General features: G+C 66.7%; 22 protein-coding genes. 7 read left to right on the forward strand and 15 right to left on the reverse strand.

Going from position 1 to position 25186, the window contains the following annotated elements; translation table 11 throughout:
• Positions 1-17 precede the first annotated feature (17 nt).
• Positions 18-1202: a 1-deoxy-D-xylulose-5-phosphate reductoisomerase gene (gene dxr / locus ACVWZ7_RS04610; RefSeq protein WP_456507115.1), complete on the reverse strand. Its 1185-nt coding sequence runs from the start codon at positions 1200-1202 to the stop codon at positions 18-20.
• Positions 1203-1377: 175 nt separating this feature from the next.
• Between dxr and ACVWZ7_RS04615 the strand changes: the two genes are divergently transcribed.
• Positions 1378-2856 (forward strand): lipase maturation factor family protein, encoded by a 1479-nt coding sequence (locus ACVWZ7_RS04615; protein ID WP_456507116.1) that lies wholly within the window; start codon positions 1378-1380, stop codon positions 2854-2856.
• Positions 2857-2937: 81 nt separating this feature from the next.
• Here the strand turns inward: ACVWZ7_RS04615 and ACVWZ7_RS04620 are convergent, their stop codons facing one another.
• Both ACVWZ7_RS04620 and ACVWZ7_RS04625 read right to left on the reverse strand, forming a co-directional pair.
• The gene (locus tag ACVWZ7_RS04620) at positions 2938-3600 is read right to left on the reverse strand and encodes a response regulator (RefSeq protein WP_344363846.1); all 663 of its coding nucleotides are present in this window, start codon (positions 3598-3600) and stop codon (positions 2938-2940) included.
• Positions 3590-5371, reverse strand: coding sequence for a sensor histidine kinase (locus tag ACVWZ7_RS04625; protein WP_456507117.1), 1782 nt, complete (start codon positions 5369-5371; stop codon positions 3590-3592). The genes ACVWZ7_RS04620 and ACVWZ7_RS04625 overlap by 11 nt, the downstream gene beginning before the upstream one ends.
• A 242-nt stretch (positions 5372-5613) precedes the next feature.
• Here ACVWZ7_RS04625 and ACVWZ7_RS04630 point away from each other — a divergent pair, with 242 nt between their 5' ends.
• From ACVWZ7_RS04630 to ACVWZ7_RS04640, 3 genes are read left to right on the forward strand one after another with little or no spacing between them, the layout of a single operon-like run.
• Positions 5614-6432 (forward strand): ABC transporter ATP-binding protein, encoded by an 819-nt coding sequence (locus ACVWZ7_RS04630; protein ID WP_456507118.1) that lies wholly within the window; start codon positions 5614-5616, stop codon positions 6430-6432.
• A gap of 24 nt (positions 6433-6456) precedes the next feature.
• Positions 6457-7350, forward strand: a complete 894-nt coding sequence (locus ACVWZ7_RS04635; protein ID WP_344363854.1) for an ABC transporter permease — start codon at positions 6457-6459, stop codon at positions 7348-7350.
• Between the two features lie 3 nt (positions 7351-7353).
• Positions 7354-8412: an ABC transporter substrate-binding protein gene (locus tag ACVWZ7_RS04640; protein WP_456507119.1), complete on the forward strand. Its 1059-nt coding sequence runs from the start codon at positions 7354-7356 to the stop codon at positions 8410-8412.
• 151 nt (positions 8413-8563) lie between these two features.
• Here ACVWZ7_RS04640 and ACVWZ7_RS04645 read toward each other — a convergent pair whose 3' ends face one another.
• The 7 genes from ACVWZ7_RS04645 to ACVWZ7_RS04675 form a co-directional block, all read right to left on the reverse strand.
• Positions 8564-9403, reverse strand: coding sequence for an HpcH/HpaI aldolase/citrate lyase family protein (locus ACVWZ7_RS04645; RefSeq protein WP_456507120.1), 840 nt, complete (start codon positions 9401-9403; stop codon positions 8564-8566).
• Entirely contained in the window at positions 9400-9972 is a 573-nt protein-coding gene (locus ACVWZ7_RS04650) for a MaoC family dehydratase (protein WP_456507121.1), read from the reverse strand. Before ACVWZ7_RS04650 ends, ACVWZ7_RS04645 begins: the two co-directional genes overlap by 4 nt.
• On the reverse strand, positions 9969-10730 hold the full coding sequence (locus tag ACVWZ7_RS04655; protein WP_116768223.1) for a CoA transferase subunit B: 762 nt from the start codon (positions 10728-10730) through the stop codon (positions 9969-9971). The genes ACVWZ7_RS04650 and ACVWZ7_RS04655 overlap by 4 nt, the downstream gene beginning before the upstream one ends.
• Positions 10731-10732: 2 nt before the next feature.
• Positions 10733-11533, reverse strand: coding sequence for a CoA transferase subunit A (locus ACVWZ7_RS04660; protein WP_456507122.1), 801 nt, complete (start codon positions 11531-11533; stop codon positions 10733-10735).
• A gap of 39 nt (positions 11534-11572) precedes the next feature.
• A complete protein-coding gene (locus tag ACVWZ7_RS04665) occupies positions 11573-12736 on the reverse strand; it encodes an acyl-CoA dehydrogenase family protein (RefSeq protein WP_456507123.1) in 1164 nt (387 codons plus the stop codon).
• A 63-nt stretch (positions 12737-12799) separates the two neighbouring features.
• The gene (locus tag ACVWZ7_RS04670) at positions 12800-14977 is read right to left on the reverse strand and encodes an acetyl/propionyl/methylcrotonyl-CoA carboxylase subunit alpha (RefSeq protein WP_456507124.1); all 2178 of its coding nucleotides are present in this window, start codon (positions 14975-14977) and stop codon (positions 12800-12802) included.
• A gap of 7 nt (positions 14978-14984) precedes the next feature.
• Positions 14985-16592 carry a carboxyl transferase domain-containing protein gene (locus ACVWZ7_RS04675; protein WP_456507125.1) on the reverse strand — a complete coding sequence of 536 codons (1608 nt, stop codon included), beginning with the start codon at positions 16590-16592 and terminating at the stop codon, positions 14985-14987.
• A gap of 149 nt (positions 16593-16741) precedes the next feature.
• On the opposite strand from ACVWZ7_RS04675, the gene ACVWZ7_RS04680 reads away from it, so the two are divergent.
• Positions 16742-17431: an SACE_7040 family transcriptional regulator gene (locus tag ACVWZ7_RS04680; protein ID WP_344363874.1), complete on the forward strand. Its 690-nt coding sequence runs from the start codon at positions 16742-16744 to the stop codon at positions 17429-17431.
• A gap of 176 nt (positions 17432-17607) precedes the next feature.
• Here ACVWZ7_RS04680 and ACVWZ7_RS04685 read toward each other — a convergent pair whose 3' ends face one another.
• From ACVWZ7_RS04685 to pdhA, 3 genes are read right to left on the reverse strand one after another with little or no spacing between them, the layout of a single operon-like run.
• Positions 17608-19026, reverse strand: coding sequence for a dihydrolipoamide acetyltransferase family protein (locus tag ACVWZ7_RS04685; protein ID WP_456507126.1), 1419 nt, complete (start codon positions 19024-19026; stop codon positions 17608-17610).
• On the reverse strand, positions 19023-20033 hold the full coding sequence (locus tag ACVWZ7_RS04690) for an alpha-ketoacid dehydrogenase subunit beta (protein WP_456507127.1): 1011 nt from the start codon (positions 20031-20033) through the stop codon (positions 19023-19025). Before ACVWZ7_RS04690 ends, ACVWZ7_RS04685 begins: the two co-directional genes overlap by 4 nt.
• Entirely contained in the window at positions 20033-21211 is a 1179-nt protein-coding gene (pdhA, locus tag ACVWZ7_RS04695; protein ID WP_116768231.1) for a pyruvate dehydrogenase (acetyl-transferring) E1 component subunit alpha, read from the reverse strand. Before pdhA ends, ACVWZ7_RS04690 begins: the two co-directional genes overlap by 1 nt.
• A 195-nt stretch (positions 21212-21406) precedes the next feature.
• Here pdhA and ACVWZ7_RS04700 point away from each other — a divergent pair, with 195 nt between their 5' ends.
• Together ACVWZ7_RS04700 and ACVWZ7_RS04705 are read left to right on the forward strand one after the other, a co-directional pair.
• Complete coding sequence (locus tag ACVWZ7_RS04700; RefSeq protein WP_091249664.1) at positions 21407-21880, forward strand: Lrp/AsnC family transcriptional regulator; 474 nt, start codon at positions 21407-21409, stop codon at positions 21878-21880.
• A 601-nt stretch (positions 21881-22481) separates the two neighbouring features.
• A complete protein-coding gene (locus tag ACVWZ7_RS04705; RefSeq protein WP_344363883.1) occupies positions 22482-22895 on the forward strand; it encodes a hypothetical protein in 414 nt (137 codons plus the stop codon).
• Positions 22896-23021: 126 nt separating this feature from the next.
• On the opposite strand, the gene ACVWZ7_RS04710 is transcribed toward ACVWZ7_RS04705, so the two are convergent.
• Together ACVWZ7_RS04710 and ACVWZ7_RS04715 are read right to left on the reverse strand one after the other, a co-directional pair.
• Entirely contained in the window at positions 23022-24638 is a 1617-nt protein-coding gene (locus ACVWZ7_RS04710) for a solute symporter family protein (RefSeq protein ID WP_116768232.1), read from the reverse strand.
• Positions 24635-25015, reverse strand: a complete 381-nt coding sequence (locus ACVWZ7_RS04715) for a DUF485 domain-containing protein (RefSeq protein ID WP_116768233.1) — start codon at positions 25013-25015, stop codon at positions 24635-24637. Before ACVWZ7_RS04715 ends, ACVWZ7_RS04710 begins: the two co-directional genes overlap by 4 nt.
• Between the last annotated feature and the right edge of the window lie 171 nt (positions 25016-25186).

The raw sequence follows: 25186 nt of genomic DNA on the forward strand, positions 1-25186 counted from the left end.
GCGTGATCTGCTGCTTCCTAGACGCTTCTGACGGCTAAACGTTCGTGGGTGCGGGCGCGTGCCCATCTTTCAGCATCCAGTACCGACTCCACCGTCAGCCCGGAGGATCCTGTGTGTTCGCTGAGGACGGCTTCGATGGTATCGACGATGTCGGTGTACCGGATCTGCCCGGCATGGAAGGCCATCACGGCTTCCTCGTTGGAGGCATTGAACACGGCCGGAAAGGTGCTGCCCTGCCGTGCGGCGTCTTTGGCGAGGCCGACTGCGGGGAACGCCACGGCGTCCAGCGGCTCGAAGGTCCAGCTGGTGGCCTGGGTCCAGTCGCAGGCCCGGGCAGAGCCGGGGACGCGGTCCGGCCAGCCGAGACCGAGGGCAATGGGCAGGCGCATGTCCGGCGGCGAGGCCTGGGCGATCGTGGAGCCATCGACGAACTGGACCATGGAGTGCACCACCGACTGCGGGTGGACCACGACGTCGATTCGCTCCAGCGGGATGTCGAAGAGCAGGTGCGCCTCGATCACTTCCAGGCCCTTGTTGACGAGGCTTGCCGAGTTGGTGGTGACCATGAGGCCCATGTCCCACGTGGGGTGGGCCAGGGCGTCCTGCGGCGAGACATCGTGGAGCTCGTCCCGGGTCCTGCCGCGGAACGGCCCGCCCGAGGCCGTGAGGATGAGCCGGTCCACTTCCGCTGCGGAGCCGGAGCGCAGGCACTGGGCAATCGCCGAATGCTCCGAATCCACCGGGACGATCTGGCCCTCGCGGGCAGCGGCCTTGACCAGCGAGCCGCCGACAATCAGGGACTCCTTGTTGGCCAGGGCCAGCGTGGCACCGGATCTGAGGGCGGCCAGGGTGGGGGCGAGCCCGATGGAGCCGGTGATGCCGTTCAGGATGACGTCAGCGGTGATTTCCGCGATCCGGGTGGAGGCGTCGGGTCCGGTGATGAGTTCGGGGCTGTACCCGAGGAGCCCTGCCGCGCGGGCGGCGTCGTGGATCATGTCCCGGAGCGCGGAGGCGTCCGCGGAGGCAACGCCGATGGCCTGGGCGCGGGTGTGGACGGCCTGCCGGGCCAGGAGTTCGAGGTTGCCGCCGCCGGCGCTGAGGGCGACGACCTCGAAAAGGTGCGGGGCGCCGTCGACGACGTCAATCGCCTGTGTGCCGATGGAACCGGTGGACCCGAGGATGACGATCTTGCGCGGCTGCATGATTCAAGTATCCCGTACCGCGCTCGTGCTCAAGTTGCGCCGCGGCCAGTATCGCGTTGGCATGTCACGGCAGTCCCGGCGCGCAACACTGCCGCGAAGTGCGCAGTCGGCGCCCGCATGGTTCTGCCTGCGACAGGACGTTGACGCCGGGAACCGCAGGCGTAACGTGGGGATCGTGGAGTGGACGGCCTGGCTGGACGCGCCGGAGTACGAGTTCGCCCGGCAGGTATTGCAGCGCGGCGTCGCCACCCTGTACTTCGTGGCGTTCCTTTCCTCACTCAACCAGTTCCCGGCCCTCCTCGGCGAGCGCGGGCTGTTGCCGGTCCCGGATTTCCTGGCCGGTTCCAACCGGATGCGCAGGCCTACCCTGTTTAGCTGGCGTTACTCGGACCGGTTGCTGCGCGCGGTGTGCTGGGGCGGGATGGCGATTGCCGCCACCCTTGTCTTCGGGTTGCCGCAGCTTGGGCCGCCCTGGGTTCCCCTGCTGGCGTTCCTGGCGCTGTGGCTGTTGTACATGTCGATAGTCAACGTGGGGCAAACGTTCTATGGCTTCGGCTGGGAGATGCTGCTGCTCGAGGCCGGGTTTACCGTGGCGTTCCTCGGCTCCGACCAGACTCCCCCGCCCAGGACCATCCTGATCCTGCTGGCCTGGCTGGTGTTCCGTCTTGAGTTCGGTGCCGGCATGATCAAGATCCGGGGCGGGCGGGAGTGGCGGGATCTGACGGCCCTGTACTACCACCACGAGACCCAGCCGATGCCCGGCCCGCTCAGCCGGCAGGCGCACCTGCTGCCCAAGGCGTGGCACCGGATGGAAGTCCTGGGCAACCATTTCGCCCAGCTGGTGGTGCCGTTCTTCCTCTTTGCCCCACAGCCGCTGGCCAGCGTGGCCGCGGGCATCATTGTCTTCACCCAGCTCTGGCTGGTGGCGAGCGGGAACTTCGCCTGGCTCAACTGGATGGCGATCCTGCTCGCCTTCGCCGCGGTCAGTGATCCGGTGGCGCATGCCGTGGTCCCGGCGATCCCGCTCGACTGGCACTCGGAGGCCTGGGGAGCCGGCGCTCCCGCCGGCGTCGGCAGCCAGGCGCCGGTCGCGTGGCTGGTGGTGGTGCTCTTTGGCACCGTCCTGCTGCTCGTGCTCAGCTACCGCCCGATCGAGAACCTGCTCTCCCATTACCAGCTGATGAACGCCGCCTTCAACCGCTGGCAGCTCGTGAACGCCTACGGCGCCTTCGGAACGGTCACGAAGCAGCGGATTGAAATCGCGGTGGAAGGAACCCTCGCCGCGGAGCCTGACGACACTGCGGAGTGGCGGGAGTACGGCTTCCGCGGCAAGCCCGGGGATGTCCGGCGGGTCCCGCGCCAGTGGGCGCCCTATCACCTTCGCCTCGACTGGCTGATGTGGTTCCTGCCGCTGCGCACCGTGCACGAGCGGTGGTTCTACGCGTTCCTGGCCAAGCTGCTGGAGGCCGACCGCCCCACCCTGCGCCTGCTGCGGATGGATCCGTTCGACGGCGAACGGCCTCGCTGGGTGCGGGTCCGCAGCTACCTGTACCGTTTCTCCACCCGGGCGGAGTTCCGGGAGACGGGCCAGCGCTGGATCCGGATCCCGCTGCACGAATCGATTCCGCCGCTGTCCCTGCCGCCGGACGACTGAGAGTCCGGCCAGTCGTGGCGATTCGACGCCCGCCTCCCGCCGCCAGGGATCCGCCACCCCGCCACGGCCCGCCCAACAGGGCTACGTTGCCCGGAGACTGTAGCGGTGTTCAGGTCGTCCCGTGGTGCCATAGCGCAGGTTGACGTCGACGGAGCCGTCCTCCACCAGGGCGGAGAGGTAACGTTGCGCAGTTGCCCGGGAGATGCCGACGCTTGCGGAAACGTCCACCGCGGTCAGTGCTCCCGGGGTTTGTCCCAGGGCACCGAGGACGGCGGTCTCCGTCACGGTGCGGGCTTTGGCAGTTTGCGCATCCGAGGCGTGCAGCTGGCGCACGGCACGTTCCAGGACCTCCTGGTCCAGTGCGGATTCCGAACCGAGCAGGCGACGGTAACGGGCATAGCCGCGGAGCTTTTCGGCGAGCTGCTTCTCCGAAAAGGGCTTGATGAGATATCCGAGGGCTCCCCTCCGCATGGCCTTGCGGACGGAGGAAGGATCCGACGCGGCGCTGAGAACGAAGGCGTCAATATCCAGCCCCCGCAGGATATCCAGCCCGTTGCCGTCCGGGAGGTAGATGTCCACCAGGACAAGATCCGGGCGGAATGCGTGGATGGCCTCCAGGGCGGCTCCCCCTGTCCCCACCGGTTCCAGTGCCATATAGCCGGGCGCGGCATTGACGTAGGTGGCATGGAGCCGGGCCACGTGGAAGTCGTCGTCGACAATCTGGACCCTCAGATCATCCTTCAATTCGTGTCCTTTCGTCGTTAACTGCCAGGACCCGAGGCAATCGGGCACAAAACACGGCACCCGGCCCGCCGGGCTCGCCGAGGGAAATCACCCAGACATCGCCGCCACGGCTGCGCGCGATCTGGCGGGACAAGGTCAGCCCGAGCCCTTCGCCCTGCCCGGCGTTTCCTGCTTCCAGCCAGTCGGCCGGGCCCTGGTCGGGGTTCCGCTCCGGGTCCTGGCCTGGCATCCGTCCGGCGGTCGAGTAGCCCTCCTTGAACGGCGCCTCAGGGTCCACCCCCTGCAGCCCGTCCCCGGAATCAGCCACCGTGAGATGAAGCGTGGTGTCCTCGCTGAGAAGCTCGACTTCCACCCAACGGTCCAGGCACGCCCCCCGCACGGCGGCCGCCACCGCGTTATCCACCAGGTTCCCCAGGACCGTCGTGACGTTCTGCGGATCGGATACCGTCCCCGTGATCAAGGTGGCGTCGCCCAGGCGGAGGGGCACGCCCAGCTCCGCCGCCCGCAGCGCCTTCGCGCCAATGAACGCCTGGAGGTAGGTGTCCTCAAGCTTGCCCGCAAAGTCCACCGGGTACTTCAAGGGGCCCGATTTCAGCGTTGCCTGCAGGTAGCTGGCCGCCTCGTCCGCGCGGCCGACGTTCAGCAACCCCGAAACGGCATGTAACCGGTTGGCGAATTCGTGGCGCTGGGCCCTCAACGCGGTAGAGAGCGCCCCCACGGCATCCAGTTGGCGGCTGAGTGCCTCGACGTCCGTCCGGTCCCGGACCATCAGGACCCAGCCGAGTTTCCGCCGGCCCCGCACCACCTTGCGAGCCGTCATGATCAGCACGGAGCCGTTCACCATCATCTGAACGCTCTTGTTTCCGTCGGCGTTGGCGGGCTCAAGCAGAGCCAGCACCCTGGACGGGAGTCCGAGTTCCGCCAACGTGCGGCCGGATGTTCCCGCCAGGCCCAGAAGGCGGCGGGCCTTCCCGTTGCAGATGGTGACACGACCGTCTTCAGCGATGCCCAGCACACCTTCGTCGACACCGTAGAGCACCACTGCCTGGTCCTGCACAAGCTCGCCGATCTCAGCAGGTTCCAGGCCCAGTGTGTCGGTCCGCAGCCGCCGGCTCAGGAGGGCCGTTCCGGCAGTGCCGAGTGTCAGGGCCACAGCGGCAACTCCGAGGATGGGGAGGATGGCGGCCTGCAAGCCCGCGAGCACGTCTCGGGTGGAAAAACCGACGCTGACCTCGCCGACAATGGACCGGCCGTCGGCGGACCAGACCGGGACTTTCGAGCGAACGGAAGGCCCGAGGGTTCCGGTCTCCTGGACGGTGATCTCCTGTCCCGAGAGGGCGGCATCCGGGCTGGTGCTGACCGGCCGGCCGAGCTCGGCCGGGTTGGGATGTGACCAGCGCAGGCCGGACCTGTCCGTGACCACGACGAACAAGGCGTCAGTCCGGTCCCGGAGGACTTCGGCCAGTTGCTGGACGGGCCCTGTGCGCAGCGTGGAGTTCCCCGGGATGAGGTCAGCCGTGGCGACAGCGCCAAGTTCCTTGCGGATGGGTTCCTCCACCGCGAGGCTCTGCGCCACCGCCAGGGATTTCGATCCGATCTCATCGCTGAGCCGCTGATAGGTCAGCCAGCCATAGACGCCCGCGGTCAGGATAATCACCAAAGCCACAACGGCGAGCTGAAGGACCAGCATCCTGGTCGAAAACGCCAACCCTGACCGGTGCACCGCCCGGCGGTCCCCCACCTCCGGGACAACACTGTCCACTGCTTCCACCGGCTCCTCATTCACGTTCCGCACCGGACCCCGGTGACCCGGGACAACGTTAGGGCCATTGCCCCCCGGGCACCACTGGCGCGTGAGCACAAAGCGCACAAGGTGCATAAAGGGTTGTTTAGCGGCAATGGAGCTAAAGGGCGACGACGTCGATTTCACGCCGTAGCGTCGTGTGACGTGGCGCACAGGCAACCGAATTCCGGGCCTGCGCCGCAGCAACGCAAAGTGACGAAGGAGACACCATGCCAGCCAATAAGGCGCCGCTGATTGAGTTGAGGGCGGCGACGAAGAGATTCCCGAAGAACGGCGGGGGCATCCATACGGCCATCCGCGATGTGAACCTGGCTGTTGCCCCCGGGGAGTTCGTCGCCGTCGTCGGCCCCACCGGCTGTGGCAAATCCACCACCTTGTCCTTGGTCTCCGGCCTGCAGCCCGCCTCGGAAGGCGAAACGTATGTTCGGGGTGAATTGGTGACCGGCATCCCGGCCCGGGTCGGGTATATGTTCCAGGCCGACGCAACCCTTCCGTGGCAGACAGTGTTGGACAACGTGGCCTCGGGCCCCCGCTATCGGGGAGCGTCGAAGGCCGACGCCCGCATCCAGGCCCGGGAATGGGTGGAGCGGGTTGGACTGGGAAGGTTTGAAAAGTACTACCCGCACCAGCTCTCCGGCGGCATGCGGAAGCGGGTCGCGCTGGCCCAGACGCTGGTCAACGAACCCGAGATCATGCTGATGGACGAACCGTTCAGCGCCCTGGACGTCCAGACCCGCCAGCTCATGCAACAGGAACTCCTGCGGCTTTGGGGCGGCAGCGACGCCGCCGTTGTTTTCGTCACCCACGACCTCGAAGAGGCCATTGCCCTTGCTGACCGGGTGGTGGTCATGACGGCTAGCCCCGCCACCATCAAAGCGGAATTCAGGGTGGACCTTCCCCGTCCCCGCGATGTGGAGGAGGTCCGGCTCACGCCCGAGTTCCTGGCCATCTACCGCCAGGTCTGGGACAGCCTGCGCGACGAAGTGGAACAGGCCAGGGCCACCGCCGGGCAACCCGATGCAAAGTAAACGCAACCAGTTAGGACAACGACGATGACGTCACCCACCATCAGCGCCCCGCCCGCCGCACGGGGGCAGGAGCTCAGCGCCGAGAACGAAGCCGGCTTGCTCGCCGGTGCCCGCAGGTCCAGACGAAATGCCGGTTACAAGGTGTGGGCCTTGCGCGCAGTGATCGTCGCAGTGTGGCTTGGCAGCTGGGAACTGACTGCCACCTATCTGATCGACCCGTTCTTCTACTCCAAGCCGTCACTGATCTGGGACCGGCTGATCCAATGGTTTGCCTCCGGCACCCAGTTCGGCTCGGTGTGGGAGAACATCGGCTATACCGTGCTGGAGGCCACGGCCGGCTTCGCCATTGGCACGGTCGCCGGAATCGTGCTCGGCGTCCTCTTGGGCCGAAGCCACTACATGGCGGAAGTCTTTTCACCGTTCATCAAGGCCGCCAACGCCGTCCCGCGCATCGTCCTCGCCGCGCTGTTCATCATCTGGTTCGGTTTCGGCATCAGCTCCAAAATTGCCACGGTGGTGGTCCTGGTGTTCTTCGCGGTGTTCTTCAACGCCTTTACCGGCGCCCGGGAAGTGGACGGCAACGTGGTCAACAACGCGCGGATCCTCGGAGCAGGCAAACGCAAGATCCTGACGTCGATCGTGCTTCCCAGTGCCACCACCTGGATTCTTTCCTCACTCCACACGGCATTCGGGTTCGCGCTCATCGGCGCGATCGTGGGCGAGTACGCCGGGGCGAAGCACGGCATGGGCATGCTGATCGCCAACGCCCAGGGCACGTTCGACTCGGCGGGTATTTACGCCGGCATGATCATCGTCACCGTGGTGGCGCTGCTGGCGGAATCCGTCATTACCACTGCAGAAAACAAGCTCCTCAAATGGCGGCCGTCTCAGGCCCAGACTCAGATCAAGGGAATCTAAACCATGAAAACGAAACTACAGCGACGTAGTGTCCAGGCATCAGCCGTCCTTCTCACCATCGCGGTCGCCGCGGGAGTCAGCGGCTGCCAGGATTCGCGGGCGGCCTCGGTGGACAGCGCCAGCACACCGGAAGTCAACATCATTGTGGGCGGCCTGGAAAAGGTCATCTACATGCCTGCCAAGCTTGCCGAGGGACTGGGCCTGTTCGAAAAGGAAGGGGTCAAAGTCAACCTCCTCGGCGAGCAATCCGGCGCCACTGCGGAGAACTCGCTGCTGACCGGCAATGCACAAGGCGTTGAGGGGTTCTATGACCACACCATCGATTTGCAGGCCAAGGGACAGTGCATCACCTCCGTGGTGCAGCTGGCGAACATCCCCGGCGAGGCCGAGGTTGTCTCCACCAGCAAGGCCGGCACCATCACGACGGCGGCTGACTTTGAGGGCCGAAACCTGGGCATCACGTCGCTGGGGTCCTCCACCGACTTCCTGACCCAGGCCCTCGCCGGCCAGGCCGGTGTGAAGAGCTATACCCCGGCCAAAGTCGGTGCCGGCCAGACCTTCATCGCGGCCATGGACAACAATGGCATCGATGCGGGCATGACCACCGATCCCACCATCGCCCAGCTCGTTGAAACCGGCAAGGGCAAAGTGATGATCGACATGCGCACGGAGGAGGGAACCCGCAAGGCGCTCGGCGGCCTCTATCCCGCCGCGTCGGTGTACATGAGCTGCGACTTCGTGCAGAAGAACCCGCAAACGGTCCAGAAGGTGGTCAACGCCTTCGTGGGCGCCCTCCGGTTCATCAATAGCCACAGCGCCGCGGAGATCGCCGCCAAGATGCCCAAGGAATACGCCAACGCCGGACAGGCGCTCTATGAGAAATCCATCAACGACACCAAAACGATGTTCAACAAGGACGGAAAGATGGACGCCGACGGCGCCAAGAACGTGCTCAGCATCTTGGACAAATACTCCACCAACGTCAAGGGCAAAGGCTCATCCATCGACCTGAGCAAGACCTACACCACGGCGTTTGCCGACAAGGTCCCGGCAGAGAAGTAGCGGCTCCTAAGTAGCACCTCGGAAGTAGCGGCCGCGAACCAGAGGCAGCCGGACCGGGGAAACTGGGGAAGGATACCCAGGCACACATGAGGTGGCGGGGGCGTCCCGGGACGAATCCCGGAACGCACCCGCCACGTCGTTGCGGGAGTTCCTAGACCGTGCGCCCGGCCCGGCGGAGGGTGGACTCGGCGTGCTTGAGGATGGGGCCGTCGATCATTTTGCCCTTGAACTGGAAGACTCCCGTGCCTGCGGCGGCGGCAGCGTCGAGCAGCTCGGCGGCAGCCGCGACCTCGGCCTCGGTTGGGGCGTAGGCTTCACGGACGACGGCCACCTGGTCAGGGTGGATGCAGGCCTTGGAGGAGAATCCCGAGGCCACGGCGTCGCGGGCCTCGAGCGCGAGCCCGGCGAGGTCCGGGATGTTGACGTAGACGGCGTCGATCGCGTCCTTGCCGAAAGCGCCGGCGGCCAGGAGCACGGTGGAGCGGGCGTGCAGCGCGACGGCCCGGTAATCACCGTTCTCCATCCTGCTGGAGGTCCCGCCGAGCGACGCCAGCAGGTCTTCCGCACCCCACATGAGCGCCACCACGTTGGGTTCGGCGGCGATGGCGGCGGCGTTGAGGACGCCGACGGCCGTCTCGCAGAGGGCGATGACGCTGTAGCCCTCCAGTTCCTTAAGCTGTGCGGCGTTCTCGGCCTTGGCCAGCATGATGTGCCGGTAGGGCGTGTGCTTGAGGCAGTGCATGTCTTTTTCGAACTCGTCCGTGCCGGCCGGGTTGACCCGGATGATGGTGCGGCTCGGATCCAGTTCCGGAACGTCGCCGGCGGCGCCGAGCTGGGCGAGGATGGCGCCGCGGGCCCGCTGTTTGTCGGCGGGGGCGACGGCGTCCTCGAGGTCCACGATCACGGTGTCGGCGCGCTCGGCGGCTTTTTGGTACCGCTCGGGGCGGTCGGCGGGGCAGAACAGCAGGGCGGGACCCATCAGGAAACTCATGTCTCTATTGTCCCCTTTCGCGCCGCTTCCAGCTCGGCAGCGGCGTGGGCCTCGCGTGTCCACATCAGGCAGCTGCGGGCGGCGAGGGCCACCACGTCGCCGTGCTGGTTGCGCCCGGTGTGCTGCATGGTCACGATGCCCTGGCCGGGGCGGGACGCGGACAGCCTTTTCGCGGTGACCACCGTCTCCGTGTAGAGGGTGTCCCCGTGGTAGAGCGGGCGGGGAAAGGACACGTCCGTCAGGCCGAGCTGGGCGATGATGGTGCCCTGGGTCAGCTGGGGCACGGACTGGCCCACGACGGTGGCCAGGGTGAACATCGAATTCATGAGCCGCTGGCCGAACGGCTGCCCGGCGCTCCAGGCCGCGTCGAGGTGCAGGGCCTGGGTGTTCATCGTCATGGTGGTGAAGAGGACGTTATCCGTCTCGGTGACGGTCCGGCCGGGCCGGTGTGCGTAGACCACGCCCTCTTCCAGCTCGTCGAAATAGAGGCCGCGCTGTTCAATCACCCGGGGGTTGCCGGTGCCTGTGCTTGTGCCAGTGCCTGGCGATGTCGTGCCGGTGTCACTCATACGGTCAGTTCCTGGTCTTCCTCGAAGAGTTCGGCTCCGGTGGCCGCCACGACGTCCTCAACGGACACGTTCGGTGCCAGTTCGCGAAGCACCAGCCGGGACTGCCCGCCGTCGGTCACGACGTCGATCACGGCGAGGTCGGTGATGATCCGGTCCACGCAGCCTTTGCCGGTCAGCGGCAGCGTGCAGGCCTCCACAATTTTCGGCTTGCCGTTGCGGTCCACGTGATCCATCATCACGATCACCTTTTTGGCACCGAAGACGAGGTCCATGGCGCCGCCCATGCCTTTGACCATTTTCCCGGGGATCATCCAGTTGGCGAGGTCGCCGTTCGCGGCGACTTCCATGGCACCGAGCACGGCGACGTCGACGTGGCCGCCCCGGATCATGCCGAAGGAAGCGGCGGAATCGAAGAACGCGGCGCCCTTGTTGACCGTGACGGTTTCCTTGCCGGCGTTGATCAGGTCCGGATCGACCTGCTCGTCCGCCGGGTACGGCCCGACACCGAGGATGCCGTTCTCGGAGTGCAGCACCACCTCGACCCCGGCCGGGATGTAGTTCGGGATCAGGGTCGGCATCCCGATGCCGAGGTTGACGTACTGCCCGTTGTGCAGTTCCTGCGCCACCCGGGCGGCCAGTTCATTGCGGGTCCAGCCCTTGCTCTCAACACCGGCGGGATGTTCGACGGCCGCGGGCCGGTATTCGTGGCGGACGGCTTCGGGACGGGGCGGGGCGCCCTGGGCGTTGTTCGTTTCCACGACTATGCTCCTGCCTGCTCTGGTAACTGTCTTGTTGCGCCGGAGGCGCCGGAGGCCACTGCCACCGTCCGCTTTTCAATGCGCTTTTCGCCGTGCGGGGCCAGCACCACGCGCTGGACGAAGATTCCCGGGACGTGGACGTGCTCCGGGTCCAGCTCCCCTGGTTCCACGAGTTCCTCGACCTCGGCGATCGTTATCCTCCCGGCCATCGCGCACAGCGGGTTGAAGTTCATGGCGGTCGCGTGGAAGACGAGGTTGCCGTGCCGATCACCCTTCCAGGCGTGCACGAGTCCGAAGTCGGGGGTCAGTGATTCCTCCAGCACGTAGTCCGTGCCGTGGAAGCTGCGGACTTCCTTCGGAGCTGAGGCGATCGCGACGTTGCCCCCGGCGTCGTACTTCTGCGGCAGCCCGCCGTCGGACACCTGCGTTCCGACGCCGGCCGGTGTGTAGAAGGCGGGAATGCCGGCGCCGCCGGCGCGCAGTTTTTCGGCCAGGGTTCCCTGCGGGGTGAGGACCACCTCCAGTTCGCCGGCGAGGTATTGCCGGGCGAACTCCTTGTTCTCCCCCACGTAGGAACTGATCGTGCGCCGGATCCGGCCGTCTTTGAGCAGGATCCCAAGGCCCCAGTCGTCCACCCCGCAGTTGTTGCTGACGGTCTCCAGGTTCGTGGCGCCGCCCCGGTGCAGGGCCTCGATCAGGGCGACCGGAATGCCGCACAGCCCGAAACCGCCGACGGCGAGCGAGGCGCCGTCGTGGATGTCCGCGACGGCCTCGGCAGCGCTGGCAACAACTTTGTTGATCATCAGTGATCCTTCCCTCGACGGTTGCGGCCAGCGGGCGGGTCAGAGACCCAGTTCGCGGGCGATCAGCATCAGCTGGACCTCCGTGGTGCCCTCGCCGACTTCGAGGATCTTGGAGTCGCGGTAGTGGCGTGCCACGGTGAATTCGTTGATGAAGCCATAGCCGCCGAACACCTGGGTGGCGTCCCGCGCGTTGTCCATGGCTGCCTCGCCTGCGACCATCTTAGCGATGGCCGCCTGCGTCTTGAACGGCTTGCCGGCGAGCATTCTGGCGGCCGCGTCGTAGTAGGCAAGGCGGGCGGTGTGGGCCCGTGCTTCCATCCGGGCGATCTTGAACGCGATGGCCTGGTACTTGCCGATGTTCTGCCCGAATGCGCTGCGTTCCTTGGCGTATTTCACGGACTGGTCCACGCAGCCCTGGGCCGCGCCGACGGCCAGTGCCGCGATCGCGATCCGGCCCTCGTCGAGGATGGACAGGAAGTTCGCGTAGCCGCGGCCCCGGGTGCCGAGCAGGTTTTCCTCAGGGACGTGGACGTTGTCGAGCGTCAGCGGGTGGGTGTCCGAGGCGTTCCAGCCGACCTTGTTGTAGGCCTTCTCCGCCTTGAAACCCGGTGTGTTGGTGGGCACCAGGATGGTGGAGATTTCCTTCTTGATGCTGCCGTCCGGGCGCTCATCCTGGCCGGTCACCGCGGCGACGGTGACGAGCCTGGTGATGTCCGTGCCGGAGTTGGTGATGAACTCCTTGTTGCCGTTGATGACCCACTCCCCTCCGCCCAACTTCGCGGTGGTCTTGGTGCCGCCGGCGTCGGACCCGGCCTCGGGCTCGGTCAGGCCGAAGCCGGCGAGGGCCTTTCCGGAGGCCAGCAGCGGCAGCCACTCCTCCTTTTGGGCGGCGTTGCCGAAGCGGTGGATCGGCATGGCTCCGAGGGACACCCCCGCCTCCAGGGTGATCGCGACGGACTGGTCCACCCGTCCGAGCTGTTCCAGGGCCAGCGCCAGGGCGAAGTAGTCCCCGCCCATGCCGCCGAACTCCTCCGGGAACGGCAGGCCGAACAGGCCCATATCCGCCATCTGGGAGACGATTTCGTAGGGGAAGCTGTGTTCTTCGTCGTGCTTGGCGGAGACCGGGGCTACCACTTCGTCGGCGAATTCGCGGACGGTGTCGCTGAGGACCTGGTAGTCCTCGCTGAGCTCAAAATCTGGCATGGGGTGACTCCTTTGTCTGTGTTGCTGTCTAAAAACTGTGGCCTGGTGTTGAAGGTGTGGCAGCTATTCCGCCGCGCCCATCGCGATGACGGCTTCCTCGATGGTGTCCTCGGCTCGGGAGGCTTCGGGCGGGTGGATGGTGGCGAGCACCTGGTCTGCCTTCACGAGGTCGCCGGACCCGACGCTGATGTGGACGGTGCCGTCCAGGGGTGCCACGAGCTGGTGTTCCATCTTCATGGCCTCCACCGCGAGCAGAACCTGGCCTGCCTCCACGGTGTCGCCGTTACTGACGGACACGGACACCACGGTCCCGGGCATCGGTGAGCGCACTGCGGGGTCCGCGGCGCCTTCCTCGCGCTCGATCGCTGCCAGCACGCGGGCCAGCCGCGCTTCGCGGGTAAGTACTTCGAGGCGGCAGGACCAGCCCTCGTTGCCGAGGAAGATCTCCGCGGGCGGCGCATTGTCCCGAACGGGTCCGGTAGACACCGGCGCAAGCGAGTAGACCAGGGCTTCGCCGCCGAGAACCAACTCGGCGTGGTCCCGGGCGGGAAAACGGAGTGATGCCGTGCGCTGCGCCCCTCCGTCGATACTCACCCTCGCCGTGCCCTGCCCCACCACGCCGAACACCTCTACCGTGGCGACACCGCCGTCGGGTGTTCCCAGGCTGATCCGCCGTGGGGCGCGAGCGCCAAGCCTCCACCCGTCGCGGAGGTCCCACGGGCCTTTCCCCTCGGTTTGGGCATCATGTTCCTGCAGGGAAGCGACGTAAATGGCAGCGGCGGCCACCTCGAAGTCACCCGCATGGCGGAAGCTGAACTCCGGCATCCTGCGTTCGATCAGGCCCGTGTCGAGCCGGCCGGCGCGGACGTCAGCGTCGTTGATCAGCAGGCGCAGGTATTCGACGTTGGTGTCGATCCCCAGCGCGGTGTACCCGGCCAGCGCCTCGCCGAGCGTGTCGAGGGCAGCGGCCCGGCTCTCTCCCCACGCGATGACTTTGGAGATCATGGGGTCGTAGCTGGAGGAGATTTCCAGGCCTTCGATCAGCGCCGAATCCACCCGGACGCGGCCTGCTGAACCTGCTGAGTCAGCGGGCAGTTCGTCCAGAAGCACGACCCGCCCGCCGGAGGGCACGAAGTTCCTTTCCGGGATTTCCGCATAGACGCGTGCTTCGACCGAGTGGCCGGTGAGGACGACGTCGTCCTGGCGGACGGTGAGTTCCTCGCCGGCGGCGATGCGGACCTGCCATTCGACGAGGTCGATGCCGGTGACCATCTCGGTGACGGGGTGTTCGACCTGCAGCCGCGTGTTCATTTCCATGAAGAAGAACTCGTCAGGGGCGTTGTCCGAGACCAGGAATTCGACAGTGCCGGCGCCGGAGTAGTTGACGCTGCGCGCGGCATTGCAAGCGGCTTCGCCGAGACGGGCACGGATGGCCGCGCCGTCGGGCAGGGATTCCAGCAGCGGGGACGGGGCTTCCTCGATGACCTTCTGGTGGCGGCGCTGCAGGGAGCACTCGCGCTCCCCGAGGTGGATGACGTTGCCGTGGTTGTCGGCGAGGACCTGGACCTCGATGTGCCGCGGGGTGGTCACGAGCCGTTCCAGGAAGAGGGTGTCATCGCCGAAGGCACTGGCCGCGACGCGCCGGGCGGTGGCCAGGGTCGCTTCGAGGTCCTCGGGCCGTTCCACGATGTGCATGCCCTTCCCGCCACCGCCGGCGGAGGGCTTGATCAGCAGCGGGAAGCCGACGCCGGCCGCGGCCTGGATCAGCTGCGCGTCGCTCATGCCCGGTTCGGCGATGCCCGGGACCACCGGGACGCCGTAGCCGGTGACGTGGTTCTTGGAGCGGATCTTGTCGCCCATGACGTTCAGGGACTCGACGCCGGGCCCGATGAACGTGATCCCGGCGTCCGCCAGGGCGCGGGCGAAGTCGACGTTCTCGCTGAGGAAGCCGTAGCCCGGGTGCACGGCCTCGGCCCCAGTGTCCCGGCAGGCCTGGATGATGGCCTCGATCTTCAGGTAGCTCTCGGTGGCGGCGGCAGGCCCGATCCGGACGGCGGCGTCGGCCTCCCGCACGTGGCGGGCACCGGCGTCGGCGTCGGAATAGACCGCGACCGAACGGATGCCCAGGGCGCGCAGGGTCCGGATGACGCGGCAGGCGATCTCGCCGCGGTTGGCGACGAGCACGGTGCCGAACAGGGGTTTGAGGGCCCGGGGCTTGGGCGATGTTGAAGTACTGGTCATTGCTGGCTCACATCCGGAACAGGCCGAAGGAGGTCTCCGGCAGCGGGGTGCGGGAGACGACGTCGAGCGCCAGTCCCAGGACGGTGCGGGTGTCCGCGGGATCGATCACGCCGTCGTCCCAGAGGCGGGCGGTGGAGTAGTAGGGGCTGCCCTGGTCCTCGTACTGCTGTTTGATCGGGGCCTTGAACGCTTCCTCGTCCGCGGCGGACCAGTCCTCGCCGCGGGCCTCGTACTGGTCCCGCTTGACCGTGGCGAGCACGCTGGAGGCCTGGTTGCCGCCCATCACGGAGATCCGCGACGCCGGCCACATCCACAGGAAGCGCGGCGAGTAGGCCCGGCCGCACATCGAATAGTTCCCGGCGCCGAAGGACCCGCCGATCACCACGGTCAGCTTCGGGACCCGGGCGGTCGCGACGGCGGTGACCATCTTGGCGCCGTTCTTGGCGATGCCGCCCTGCTCGTAGTCCTTGCCGACCATGAAGCCGGAGAGGTTCTGCAGGAAGATCAGCGGGATGCCGCGCTGGTCGCAGAGTTCGATGAAGTGAGCGCCCTTGAGCGAGGACTCGCTGAACAGCACGCCGTTGTTGGCCACGATGCCCACCGGGTGGCCGTTCAGCTTCGCGAAGCCGGTGACCAGGGTGGTGCCGTAGTTCTTCTTGAACTCGTGGAAGCGGCTGCCGTCCACCAGCCGGGCGATGACCTCGCGGACGTCGTACTGGGCGTTGACGTCGGTGGGGACGGCGCCGTAGAGCTCCTCCGGGTCCGCCAGGGGTTCGACGGCGGTGTCGACGTCCCAGACCGGGCCGGCCGGCCGCGGCAGGGTGGAGACGATGTCGCGGACGATCTGGAGGGCATGCTCATCGTTCTCGGCCAGGTGGTCCGTGACCCCGGAGATTTTCGAGTGCACGTCGCCGCCGCCAAGCTCCTCGGCCGTGACGATCTCGCCGATCGCGGCCTTCACCAGGGGCGGGCCGCCCAGGAAGATGGTGCCCTGGTTCCGGACAATCACGGTCTCGTCGCTCATCGCCGGCACATACGCGCCGCCGGCGGTGCAGGAGCCCATGACGGAGGCGATCTGCGGGATGCGGGCCGCGGACATCTTCGCCTGGTTGAAGAAGATCCGGCCGAAGTGCTCCTTGTCCGGGAAGACCTCGTCCTGTTTGGGCAGGAACGCACCCCCGGAATCCACGAGGTAGATGCACGGCAGGCGGTTCTCGAGCGCGATTTCCTGCGCCCGGAGGTGCTTTTTCACCGTCATCGGGTAATAGGTGCCGCCCTTGACCGTGGCGTCGTTCGAAATGACCAGGACCTGCCGGCCGTGGACCAGGCCGATCCCGGCAATCACGCCTGCGCCCGGGGAGTCGCCGTCGTACATGCCGTTGGCCGCGAGCGGGGCGATTTCCAGGAACGGGCTGCCGTCGTCGAGCAGCCGGTCAATGCGCTCCCGCGGCAGCAGCTTGCCGCGGGCCACGTGGCGCTCCCGGGACTTCACCGGACCGCCCAGCGCGGCCGTGGCGAGGCGTTCCTTAAGCTCGCGGGCCAGCCCCAGCTGGGCCTCGCGGTTCGCGGCGAAGGCGGCGCTCGTGGCATCCACCTGGCTGGCGATTGTCTCCATTGACTGCTTCCGTTCCCTGACCTGCGTGCCGGACCGGCTTCAGAAGCCGTCCGAATATTTCGGTTAGTGCCGCATAACTGAAATTTAGGTTAGTCTCTACTAACTGTGATGTCCAACACAGGAACCATCTGCAACGAGGGGATGCGCCGGTGACCGAGCCCAGCCAGACTACCCAAACGCCGCCGGCTCACGCCCCCTCCGCCGCAGCCCCTTCAACGCCTGCCCCTTCAACGCAGCGGAGCCAGGCCAAGGCGAACCGACGCCAGGCCCTCTTGTCCGCCGCCGCCACGCTGTTCGCCATTGAAGGGTTCAACCGCGTCTCCCTGGAGGACCTGGGCGCCGCGGCCGGGGTCAGCGGTCCTGCGGTCTACCGTCATTTCGCCGGCAAGCAGGCGGTCCTCGGCGCGCTGCTGCTCAGCGTCAGCCAGGACCTGCTCGACGGCGGCCGCCGCGTGGTTACCGACTCCGACGGCGCCCTGGCGGCCCTGGGCGGCCTCGTGGCGTTCCATGTGGACTTTGCCCTGCGTAATCCCGACGTCATCCGGGTCCAGGACCAGGACTTTAGCAACCTTGCCGGCGAGGACCAGGACGAGGTCCGCACGCTCCAGCGCAACTACGTCGAACTCTGGGTGGACGTTCTGGCCGGGCTGCACGCGGGCACGGAGGCCGCCGAGCTGCGGATGCGGGCGCATGCCACCTTCGGCCTGATCAACTCCACCCCGCACTCGGTGCGCAGCCACGGACGCCGCATAGGCGTCCGCCGCGCCAGGCCGCTGCTGGAAAGCATGGCGCTGGCCGCGCTCCTGGCACCGGCCGCGCCGCCCGAACCTTTCGGCTGACCGCTCGCCTGCCCCGGCACTCCGGGGGCACTTTGGCGCAGACACGCCGTGAATCAGGGCCCCGCCGTCGAAAATTGTCCTCAAAGTGCCCCCGGACGGCGGTAACCCAGCACCCAATAGAGCTGCCGGCGCCCCTCCTTGGCGGGAAGGGCAGCCGGCAGCTGTGATCGGGGTGCTTAGACCATCGCGAGGACCATGCCCGGATCGGCCAGCATGGTGCCGAGGTCCTGGAGGAAGCGCGAGCCCTGTTCGCCGTCGACCAGGCGGTGGTCGAAGGAGAGGCTGAGGGTCATGACCTGGCGCAGGGCGACCTCGTCCTGGTACTCCCACGGCATCTTCCGGACCGCGCCCAGGGCCAGGATGGCGGCCTCTCCCGGGTTCAGGATGGGCGTGCCGGCGTCGATGCCGAAGACGCCGATATTCGTGATGGAGATCGTCCCGCCGGAGAGGGCTTCGGGGCTGGTCTTGCCGGCCCGGGCTGTCTCGGTCAGCTCGGTCAGTGCCGTGGAGAGGTCCAGGAGGGACATCCGGTCCGCGTCCTTGATGTTCGGAACCGTCAGCCCCCGCGGGGTCGCGGCCGCGATGCCCAGGTTCACGTAGTTGAACTGGACGATTTCCTGGTTGGCCTCGTCCCACCGGGCGTTGAGCGTCGGGTGGTTCCGCAGCGCGATCAGCACGGCCTTGGATACCAGGGTCAGCGGGGTGAGCTTGTACCCGGAGAAAGCGCGGCTGGCCTTCAGGCGTGCCAGCAGCTCCATCGTGGGGGTGACGTCAACGGTCAGGAACTCCGTGACATGCGGGGCGGTGAAGGCACTGGCCACCATGGCGGCGGCCGTGAACTTCCGCACGCCCTTGATCGGCGTGCGGGTCTCCCGCTCGCCCGGGGCCTGGCTGGCGGCCTGCGCCCCAACTGGCTGCGCCGCGCCGGCCAGTTCCTGGGCGGCTGCGGGCAGGTCCCCGCCGCCGACGAAGTTCCGGACATCCTCGCGGGTGATGAGCCCGCGCTCCCCCGTGCCGGTGACGGCTTCGAGGTCGACGCCGAGATCCTTGGCCAGCTTGCGGACCGGCGGCGTGGACCGCGGACGCTCGGCCGGCCTGGTTTCGACGGGCTTGGATTCAACCGGCTCAGCAACCCGGACAGGCGCGACTGGCTCGGCTGCCCGGACGGGCGTCACCGTCTCGGCGGAGGCAACCTCGACTACCGGGACAGCTGCCGGGGCGGCGAAGGTGCGGGCGCGGCGGGCGGGCCGGCCGGAAGCTTCGAGCACGGCGCCGTAGCCCACGAGGTTCGGCTCGCGCTTGCCCGCCCCTGTGTCAGGCGCGGAACCGGAGCCGCCGTCGTCGCCCTCTATCTCGAAGGAGACGATCGGTTTGCCGACCTCGACGACGCTGCCGGGCTGTTCGTGCAGGGCCGCGACCACCCCGGCGAACGGGGAGGGCAGTTCGACGACGGCCTTGGCCGTCTCCACCTCAGCGATGATCTGGTTGAGCGTGACCGTGTCCCCCACCGCGACCTTCCAGGCGACGATTTCGGATTCCGTCAGTCCTTCGCCGAGGTCCGGGAGCCTGAATTCCTTAATCATGGTGGCGCTCATCCTTCCAGCCCGCTGAGGGAGTTGGGGCGGCCCAGGGCACGGTCGACGCCGTCGAGAATCCTGTCCAGGCCCGGCAGATGGTGCATTTCCAGCTTCGAGTACGGGTAGGGGACGTCGAAGCCGGTGACCCGGACGGGGGCGGCCTCAAGATGGTAGAAGCAGCGCTCGGTGATGCTCGCGGCAACTTCGGCGCCAAGCCCGCCGGACTGGGCGGCCTCGTGCGTGATGACAAGCCGGCCGGTCTTGCGGACCGAGGCCTCCAGGGTCGCGAAGTCCAGCGGGGCAAGCGAGCGGAGGTCGATGACCTCGACCGAGATGCCTTCGTCGGCGGCCGCCAGTGCGGCGTCGCGGGCGGTCTTGACCAGCGGACCGTACGCCACGAGGGTCACATCCTTGCCCTCCGTGACCACGCGGGCCTTTTCCATGGACAGCGCAGTGTTCAGGTCGATCGACTCGTCCACCTCGCCCTTATCGTGGTAGCGCCGCTTGGGCTCGAAGTACAGCACCGGGTCATCCGAGGCGATGGCCTGCTGGATCATCGTGTAGGCGTCCTGGGGGTTGGAGACGCTGACGACGCGCAGCCCCGAGGTGTGAGTGAAGTAGGCCTCGGGCGATTCGGAGTGGTGCTCCGGAGAGCCGATGCCGCCGCCGAACGGGACGCGGATGGTGATGGGCATCTTGACCGCACCCTGGGTGCGATAGTGCATCTTGGCGACCTGGCTGACGATCTGGTCGAACGCCGGGTAAATGAACCCGTCGAACTGGATCTCCACCACCGGCCGGTAGCCGCGGTAGGCCAGGCCGACGGCGGTGCCCATAATGCCGGACTCCGCGAGCGGCGTGTCCACGACGCGGTGCTTGCCGAAGTCTTTCTGCAGGCCGTCGGTGACGCGGAAGACACCGCCGAGTGCGCCGATGTCCTCCCCCATCAGGATCACTTTGGGGTCGTTTTCGAGGGACTTGCGCAGGCCCGAATTGATGGCTCGGGCAAAGGTCATCTGCGGCATCAGCGTGCACCTTCTTCAGAAGCGGCTTCTGCGGGATCGCCGAAGGAAGCCAGGTAGCGGGAGTAGTGTTCCTGCTGGCGGTCCAGCCAGGAGTTGGGCGTGCTGTAGACGTGCTTGAAGATATCCAGCGGCGCCGGCTCGGGCATGTTGATGGTGCCGTAACGGAGTTCCGCGGCCACGGCGTCGGCCTTGGCGGCGACGGCGGCCTCGAGGTCCGCGGTCAGCAGTCCCTTGCGGTCCAGCAGGGATTTCAGCCGGCTGATCGGGTCCTTCGCGGCCCAGTCCTCGAGCTCGTTGGCGTCCCGGTAGCGGGTGGGATCATCCGCCGTCGTGTGCGGGCCCATCCGGTAGGTGACGGCCTCAATGAAGGTGGGGCCGCCGCCGTGCCGCGCACGGTCCAGGGCAATGCGGGTGGCGGCCATGACGGCGAGGACATCGTTTCCGTCCACCCGCATGCTGGGGATGCCGAAGCCGGAAGCCCTGTCCGCAAGCTGGATGTGGGACTGTACCCGGACCGGTTCCGAGATGGCCCAGTGGTTGTTCTGGCAGAAGAAGACGACCGGCGCCTGGAAGCTCGCGGCGAAGACCATCGCCTCATTGACGTCGCCCTCGCTCGTGGCGCCGTCGCCGAAGTAGGCCACCGCGACGCAGTCGGCGCCGTCGTTCTGGATGCCCATGGCATAGCCGGTGGCGTGCAGGCTCTGCGCGCCGATGATGATCTGCTGCGTGGCCACGTTGACCGTGAACGGGTCCCAGCCGGCGGAGGCGTTGCCCCGCCAAGCACGGACGAGGTCTTCGACTTTCACTCCGCGGCAGTAGGCCACCCCGTTGTCGCGGTAGCTGGGGAAGACAAAGTCGTCCTCGCGCAGTGCGCGGGCCGAGCCGATCTGGGATGCTTCCTGGCCGAGGAGCGGCGGCCACAGGGCGAGCTCGCCCTGCCGCTGGAGCGCGGTGGCTTCGGCATCGATCCGGCGGATGACCACCATGTCCTCATAGAGCGAGCCAAGTTGCTCGTCGCTGACATCCTGGAGCCAGGAATCAAACTCGGGATGGCTGATGCGCTCACCCTCGGGAGTGATGAGCTGGACGAGATCGCCGCCCGTCCGCCTCGTTGTATCTTCACTGTTTCCGGGGCCCCCGGCGGAAATACCGCCCTTGCCCGCGTCGTCGGTAAACACAGTTGTCCGCACCTTCTGACGTCGTCTGACCGGAGCTCGCAGGACTCGTGATCCCGCGGCGCGCCGGCCGCCCGGGCGCCGTTGCCCCGGATAATTGTGACCCTACTCACAATGCTCATCGGGTACAACCACCCGTAAAAATACTGAGCATTATGCACTGTTTGGCACCAGCGGACCGTGCTAATCTTGCGCATTATGCAACCCTTGGATGGCACGGACACCCGCCTGCTTTCGGCCATGGCCCGGGACCCGCGGCGGACCGTGGTGGCCCTGGCCCAAAAGCTCGGACTATCGCGCAATACGGTGCAGGCCAGGATGGCCCAGCTGGAGAAGAAGCATGTGTTCCTCTCCTTCGAGCGGCGCATCAATCCGGTGTCCCTGGGGTACCCGCTCATGGCTTTCATCTCCGTCCATGTCCAGCAGCAGAAACTGGGCAGCCTCGCAGTGGAGCTCGCCGGCATTCCGGAAATCCTGGAGGGCTACGGCCTGACGGGCTCGGCCGATCTGCTCCTGCGCGTGGTGGCCCTCGACGCCGAGGACCTGTTCCGGATCAACGGCAAGATCCTGGCCTGCGACGGCGTGGACCGGACCGATACGGCCCTGGCAATGGGCGAACTGATCCCGTTCCGGATCCAGCCACTGCTGGAACGCGGATCCGCCGACACCTGATCTTCTGGATCTCCGGGCCCCGGCGAGCCTGCCCTCCGCGATGCCGTTCCGTGCGCCTGATCCGGGCACCTGATCCGGGCACCTGATCCGGGCACCTGATCTGGGCTAATGGTCCGCGCTGACGTTCTGCGCCCCTGCTCTGTGCCGTCGGCGGCCGCGGCGCTAGGCTGTGTCCATTGGGTCCCCCTTGAGCCCTTGGGGCCGCGCACGCGGCCCTGCACAACAGGCGGTGGATGTCTGGACTGCCGGAAAGGCTTGAACAGTGAGCAGTCCCGAGGAATCGCACCGCCCGGTACCGCCACAGCCCGGGCATGATCCCGCGGTCGGCCACCCGGCACCACCCGCACCGCAGCAACAAACACCCGCCCCACCAGGGCAGCCGCCCGCTCAGTACTATGCGGCTCCGCCTGCCGGAACTCCGCCCTACGGTCCTTCCGCCAATGGGGTTCCGCCGGACGAGCAGCCGTACGGCGCCCCGCCGTACGGCCCTCCGTACGGCCTTCCCGCGAACAGCACCGCGCCGCCCGGCTACGCCCCGCCCTACGGTCCGCCATACTACGGGGGCCCGGCCCAGCCTCCCCCGAAAAAGAGCCACAAGGCATTGTGGATCGTCTTGGGGATCGTGGGCGGAGTCCTGCTCCTGGCGGTTGCCGGCGTCGTCATCCTGCTCAATGTGGTGGGCGGAACCACGAACCAGGCGCGGGGCCTCGCGGACGACTTCAACAAGCTCATCATCGCCGGCGACGTCGACACTGCCTACGACAAGTACCTGGACCCCGCCCTCATGCAGAAGCTTTCGCGGGAAGAGTTCGCCGCCGGGGTGCACAGCCTGGGGTTGGACGACAGCTGCAAGGCAAACTACACAAGCCTCAAAGTCAGTTCCAGCAACGGCACCAACGCGGCCGATGTCGCCGGCTCCATCGACTGCGACACCAAGAGCGTAGAGCTGGTCTACCGTTTCGAGGGCAGCGACGAACTGAAGATGGTCAATATCCGGCTGCGGCCGCAGCGCTGACCCGGGTCATCGCTCCCTGCTGCAGCCCGCCGCCCCACAACAAAGGAGCTCCCGTGCTGCTGCACGTGAGCTCCTCCGTTGTGGATCCGGAGTTGTGGAACCGGCCGGGCGCGTCGGGCGCGGGTCCTAGTGGTTGGTGGCCTTTTCGGCCCCCACGCCGGTCAGGGAACGGACCTCCATTTCGGCCTGCTTCGTAGGGTCTTCCTTCCGCTTGTCCAGGACGGTGCCGAGCCAGCCAAGGAAGAACGCGAGCGGGATGGAAACGATGCCCGGGTTACTCAGCGGGAAGATGGCGAAGTTGGCGCCGGGGATCATCGAGGTCTTGGACCCCGATACCACCGGGGAGAGCACGATCAGGATGATCGCCGCGGACAGTCCGCCGTACATGCTCCACAAGGCTCCCTGGGTGGTGAACCGGCGCCAGAACAGCGAGTAGAGGATGGTCGGAAGATTGGCGGAGGCAGCAACGGCGAAGGCGAGCGCCACGAGGAACGCGACATTCTGTCCATTGGCGAAGATGCCGCCGGCGATCGCCAGCAGGCCGATCACCACCACGGTGCGGCGGGCAACCTTGACCTCAGTGTCGGCGTCGGCCTTCCCCTTGGCGATGACGCTGGCGTAGATGTCATGGGCGAAGGATGCCGCCGCGGTGATGGTGAGGCCCGCGACGACGGCCAGGATGGTCGCGAAGGCCACAGCCGAGATGAAGCCCAGGAGTAGCGGGCCGCCGAGGTGGAAGGCGAGCAGCGGCGCGGCCGAGTTGACGCCGCCGGGAGCCGCCTTGATGGTGTCGGCACCCACCAGAGCCGCAGCGCCGTAACCGAGCACCAGGGTGAAGAGGTAGAAGATGCCGATCAGCCAGATGGACCACACCACGGACTTGCGGGCTTCCTTTGCGGTCGGAACCGTGTAGAAGCGCATGAGCACGTGCGGCAGGGCTGCCGTGCCGAGCACGAGGGCCAGGCCGAGGGACATGAAGTCAAGCTTGGAGGTCTCGGTCTTGCCGTATTGCAGTCCCGGGTTGAGCATGTTCGGGTTGCCCGAGGTTTCCACCGCGCCGCCCAGCAGGTCGGAGAGGTTGAAGCCATAGATCGCGAGGACCCAGAAGGTCATGACGGCGGCGCCGGCGATCAGGAGCATGGCCTTGATGATCTGGACCCACGTGGTCCCCTTCATCCCGCCGATCAGGACGTACATGATCATCAGGGCGCCGACGACGACGATCACCAGGGCCTGTCCGCCCCAGTCGCTGATACCCAGGAGCAGGGAGATCAGGCTGCCGGCACCGGCCATCTGGGCCAGCAGATAAAAGAAGCAGACCGCCAGCGTTGAGATGGCCGCCGCGATGCGCACGGGGCGCTGCTTGAGCCGGAAGGAGAGCACATCGGCCATGGTGAACTTGCCGGTATTGCGGAGCAGTTCGGCGACGAGCAGCAAGGCGACGAGCCAAGCGACCAGGAAGCCGATCGAGTACATGAAGCCGTCGTAGCCGTTGATGGCAATGGCACCGGTGATGCCCAGGAAGGACGCCGCGGAGAGGTAATCGCCGGCGATCGCCGTACCGTTCTGCGGGCCGGTGAAGGAACGGCCGGCCGCGTAGTAGTCGGCAGCCGTCTTGTTGTTGCGGCTGGCCCTGATCACTATGACCATGGTGATGGCGACGAACACGGCAAAGATGCCCATGTTTAGCAGGGTGGTGTCTTTGAGGTCGGTGACATTGACCGCGGGGACCATGAGTGTCATTTTGCTGTTCCCCCTACCGGGTTGCCGTGCTTGTCGAATTCATGCCCTTCGATTTCGTGGCGGATCTCGGAGGCGATGGGGTCCAGTTTGCGGTTGGAGTAGCTGACGTACCAGCCGGTGATGGCGAAGGTGGAGACGAACTGCAGCAGGCCCAGGATCAGGCCGATGTTGATGTTGCCCCAGACCTTGGTCGACATGAATCCCACCGCATAGTCGGCCAGCAGGACGTAGGCGAAGTACCAGAGCAGGAATGCAATGGACATCGGGAAGACAAAGCTGCGGTGACGTTTGCGCAGTTCCTTGAACTGCGTCGTCGACTGGACTTCCTTGAAGTCCACGGCCGCCGCTGCGTCCGTTTCTTGGGCGTCGTGACCCATCGGTTCCTCCTCATTGAGACTGGTGAGTCCACACCGGCTGCCGTGGTCTACTCGGAACAACCTTCCGGCCAATGTGACTGCAATCACTGTGTACCGTGACGTGCATTACCTTCCAGTGCCGACGGGGTCCGCGTAGCCAAACGGTCGCCATGCTGCGCCAAGCGGCAGCCA

This window comes from Arthrobacter sp. TE12232 (genome assembly GCF_054062615.1).

Coding starts and splice junctions, on each gene's coding strand:
- dxr (WP_456507115.1), bottom strand. CDS start 1,202: ATGCAGCCGCGCAAGATCGTCATCCTCGGGTCCACCGGTTCCATCGGC.
- ACVWZ7_RS04630 (WP_456507118.1), top strand. CDS start 5,614: ATGCCAGCCAATAAGGCGCCGCTGATTGAGTTGAGGGCGGCGACGAAG.
- ACVWZ7_RS04635 (WP_344363854.1), top strand. CDS start 6,457: ATGACGTCACCCACCATCAGCGCCCCGCCCGCCGCACGGGGGCAGGAG.
- ACVWZ7_RS04640 (WP_456507119.1), top strand. CDS start 7,354: ATGAAAACGAAACTACAGCGACGTAGTGTCCAGGCATCAGCCGTCCTT.
- ACVWZ7_RS04645 (WP_456507120.1), bottom strand. CDS start 9,403: ATGAGTTTCCTGATGGGTCCCGCCCTGCTGTTCTGCCCCGCCGACCGC.
- ACVWZ7_RS04650 (WP_456507121.1), bottom strand. CDS start 9,972: ATGAGTGACACCGGCACGACATCGCCAGGCACTGGCACAAGCACAGGC.
- ACVWZ7_RS04660 (WP_456507122.1), bottom strand. CDS start 11,533: ATGATCAACAAAGTTGTTGCCAGCGCTGCCGAGGCCGTCGCGGACATC.
- ACVWZ7_RS04665 (WP_456507123.1), bottom strand. CDS start 12,736: ATGCCAGATTTTGAGCTCAGCGAGGACTACCAGGTCCTCAGCGACACC.
- ACVWZ7_RS04670 (WP_456507124.1), bottom strand. CDS start 14,977: ATGACCAGTACTTCAACATCGCCCAAGCCCCGGGCCCTCAAACCCCTG.
- ACVWZ7_RS04675 (WP_456507125.1), bottom strand. CDS start 16,592: ATGGAGACAATCGCCAGCCAGGTGGATGCCACGAGCGCCGCCTTCGCC.
- ACVWZ7_RS04685 (WP_456507126.1), bottom strand. CDS start 19,026: ATGAGCGCCACCATGATTAAGGAATTCAGGCTCCCGGACCTCGGCGAA.
- ACVWZ7_RS04690 (WP_456507127.1), bottom strand. CDS start 20,033: ATGCCGCAGATGACCTTTGCCCGAGCCATCAATTCGGGCCTGCGCAAG.
- ACVWZ7_RS04700 (WP_091249664.1), top strand. CDS start 21,407: ATGCAACCCTTGGATGGCACGGACACCCGCCTGCTTTCGGCCATGGCC.
- ACVWZ7_RS04710 (WP_116768232.1), bottom strand. CDS start 24,638: ATGACACTCATGGTCCCCGCGGTCAATGTCACCGACCTCAAAGACACC.
- ACVWZ7_RS04715 (WP_116768233.1), bottom strand. CDS start 25,015: ATGGGTCACGACGCCCAAGAAACGGACGCAGCGGCGGCCGTGGACTTC.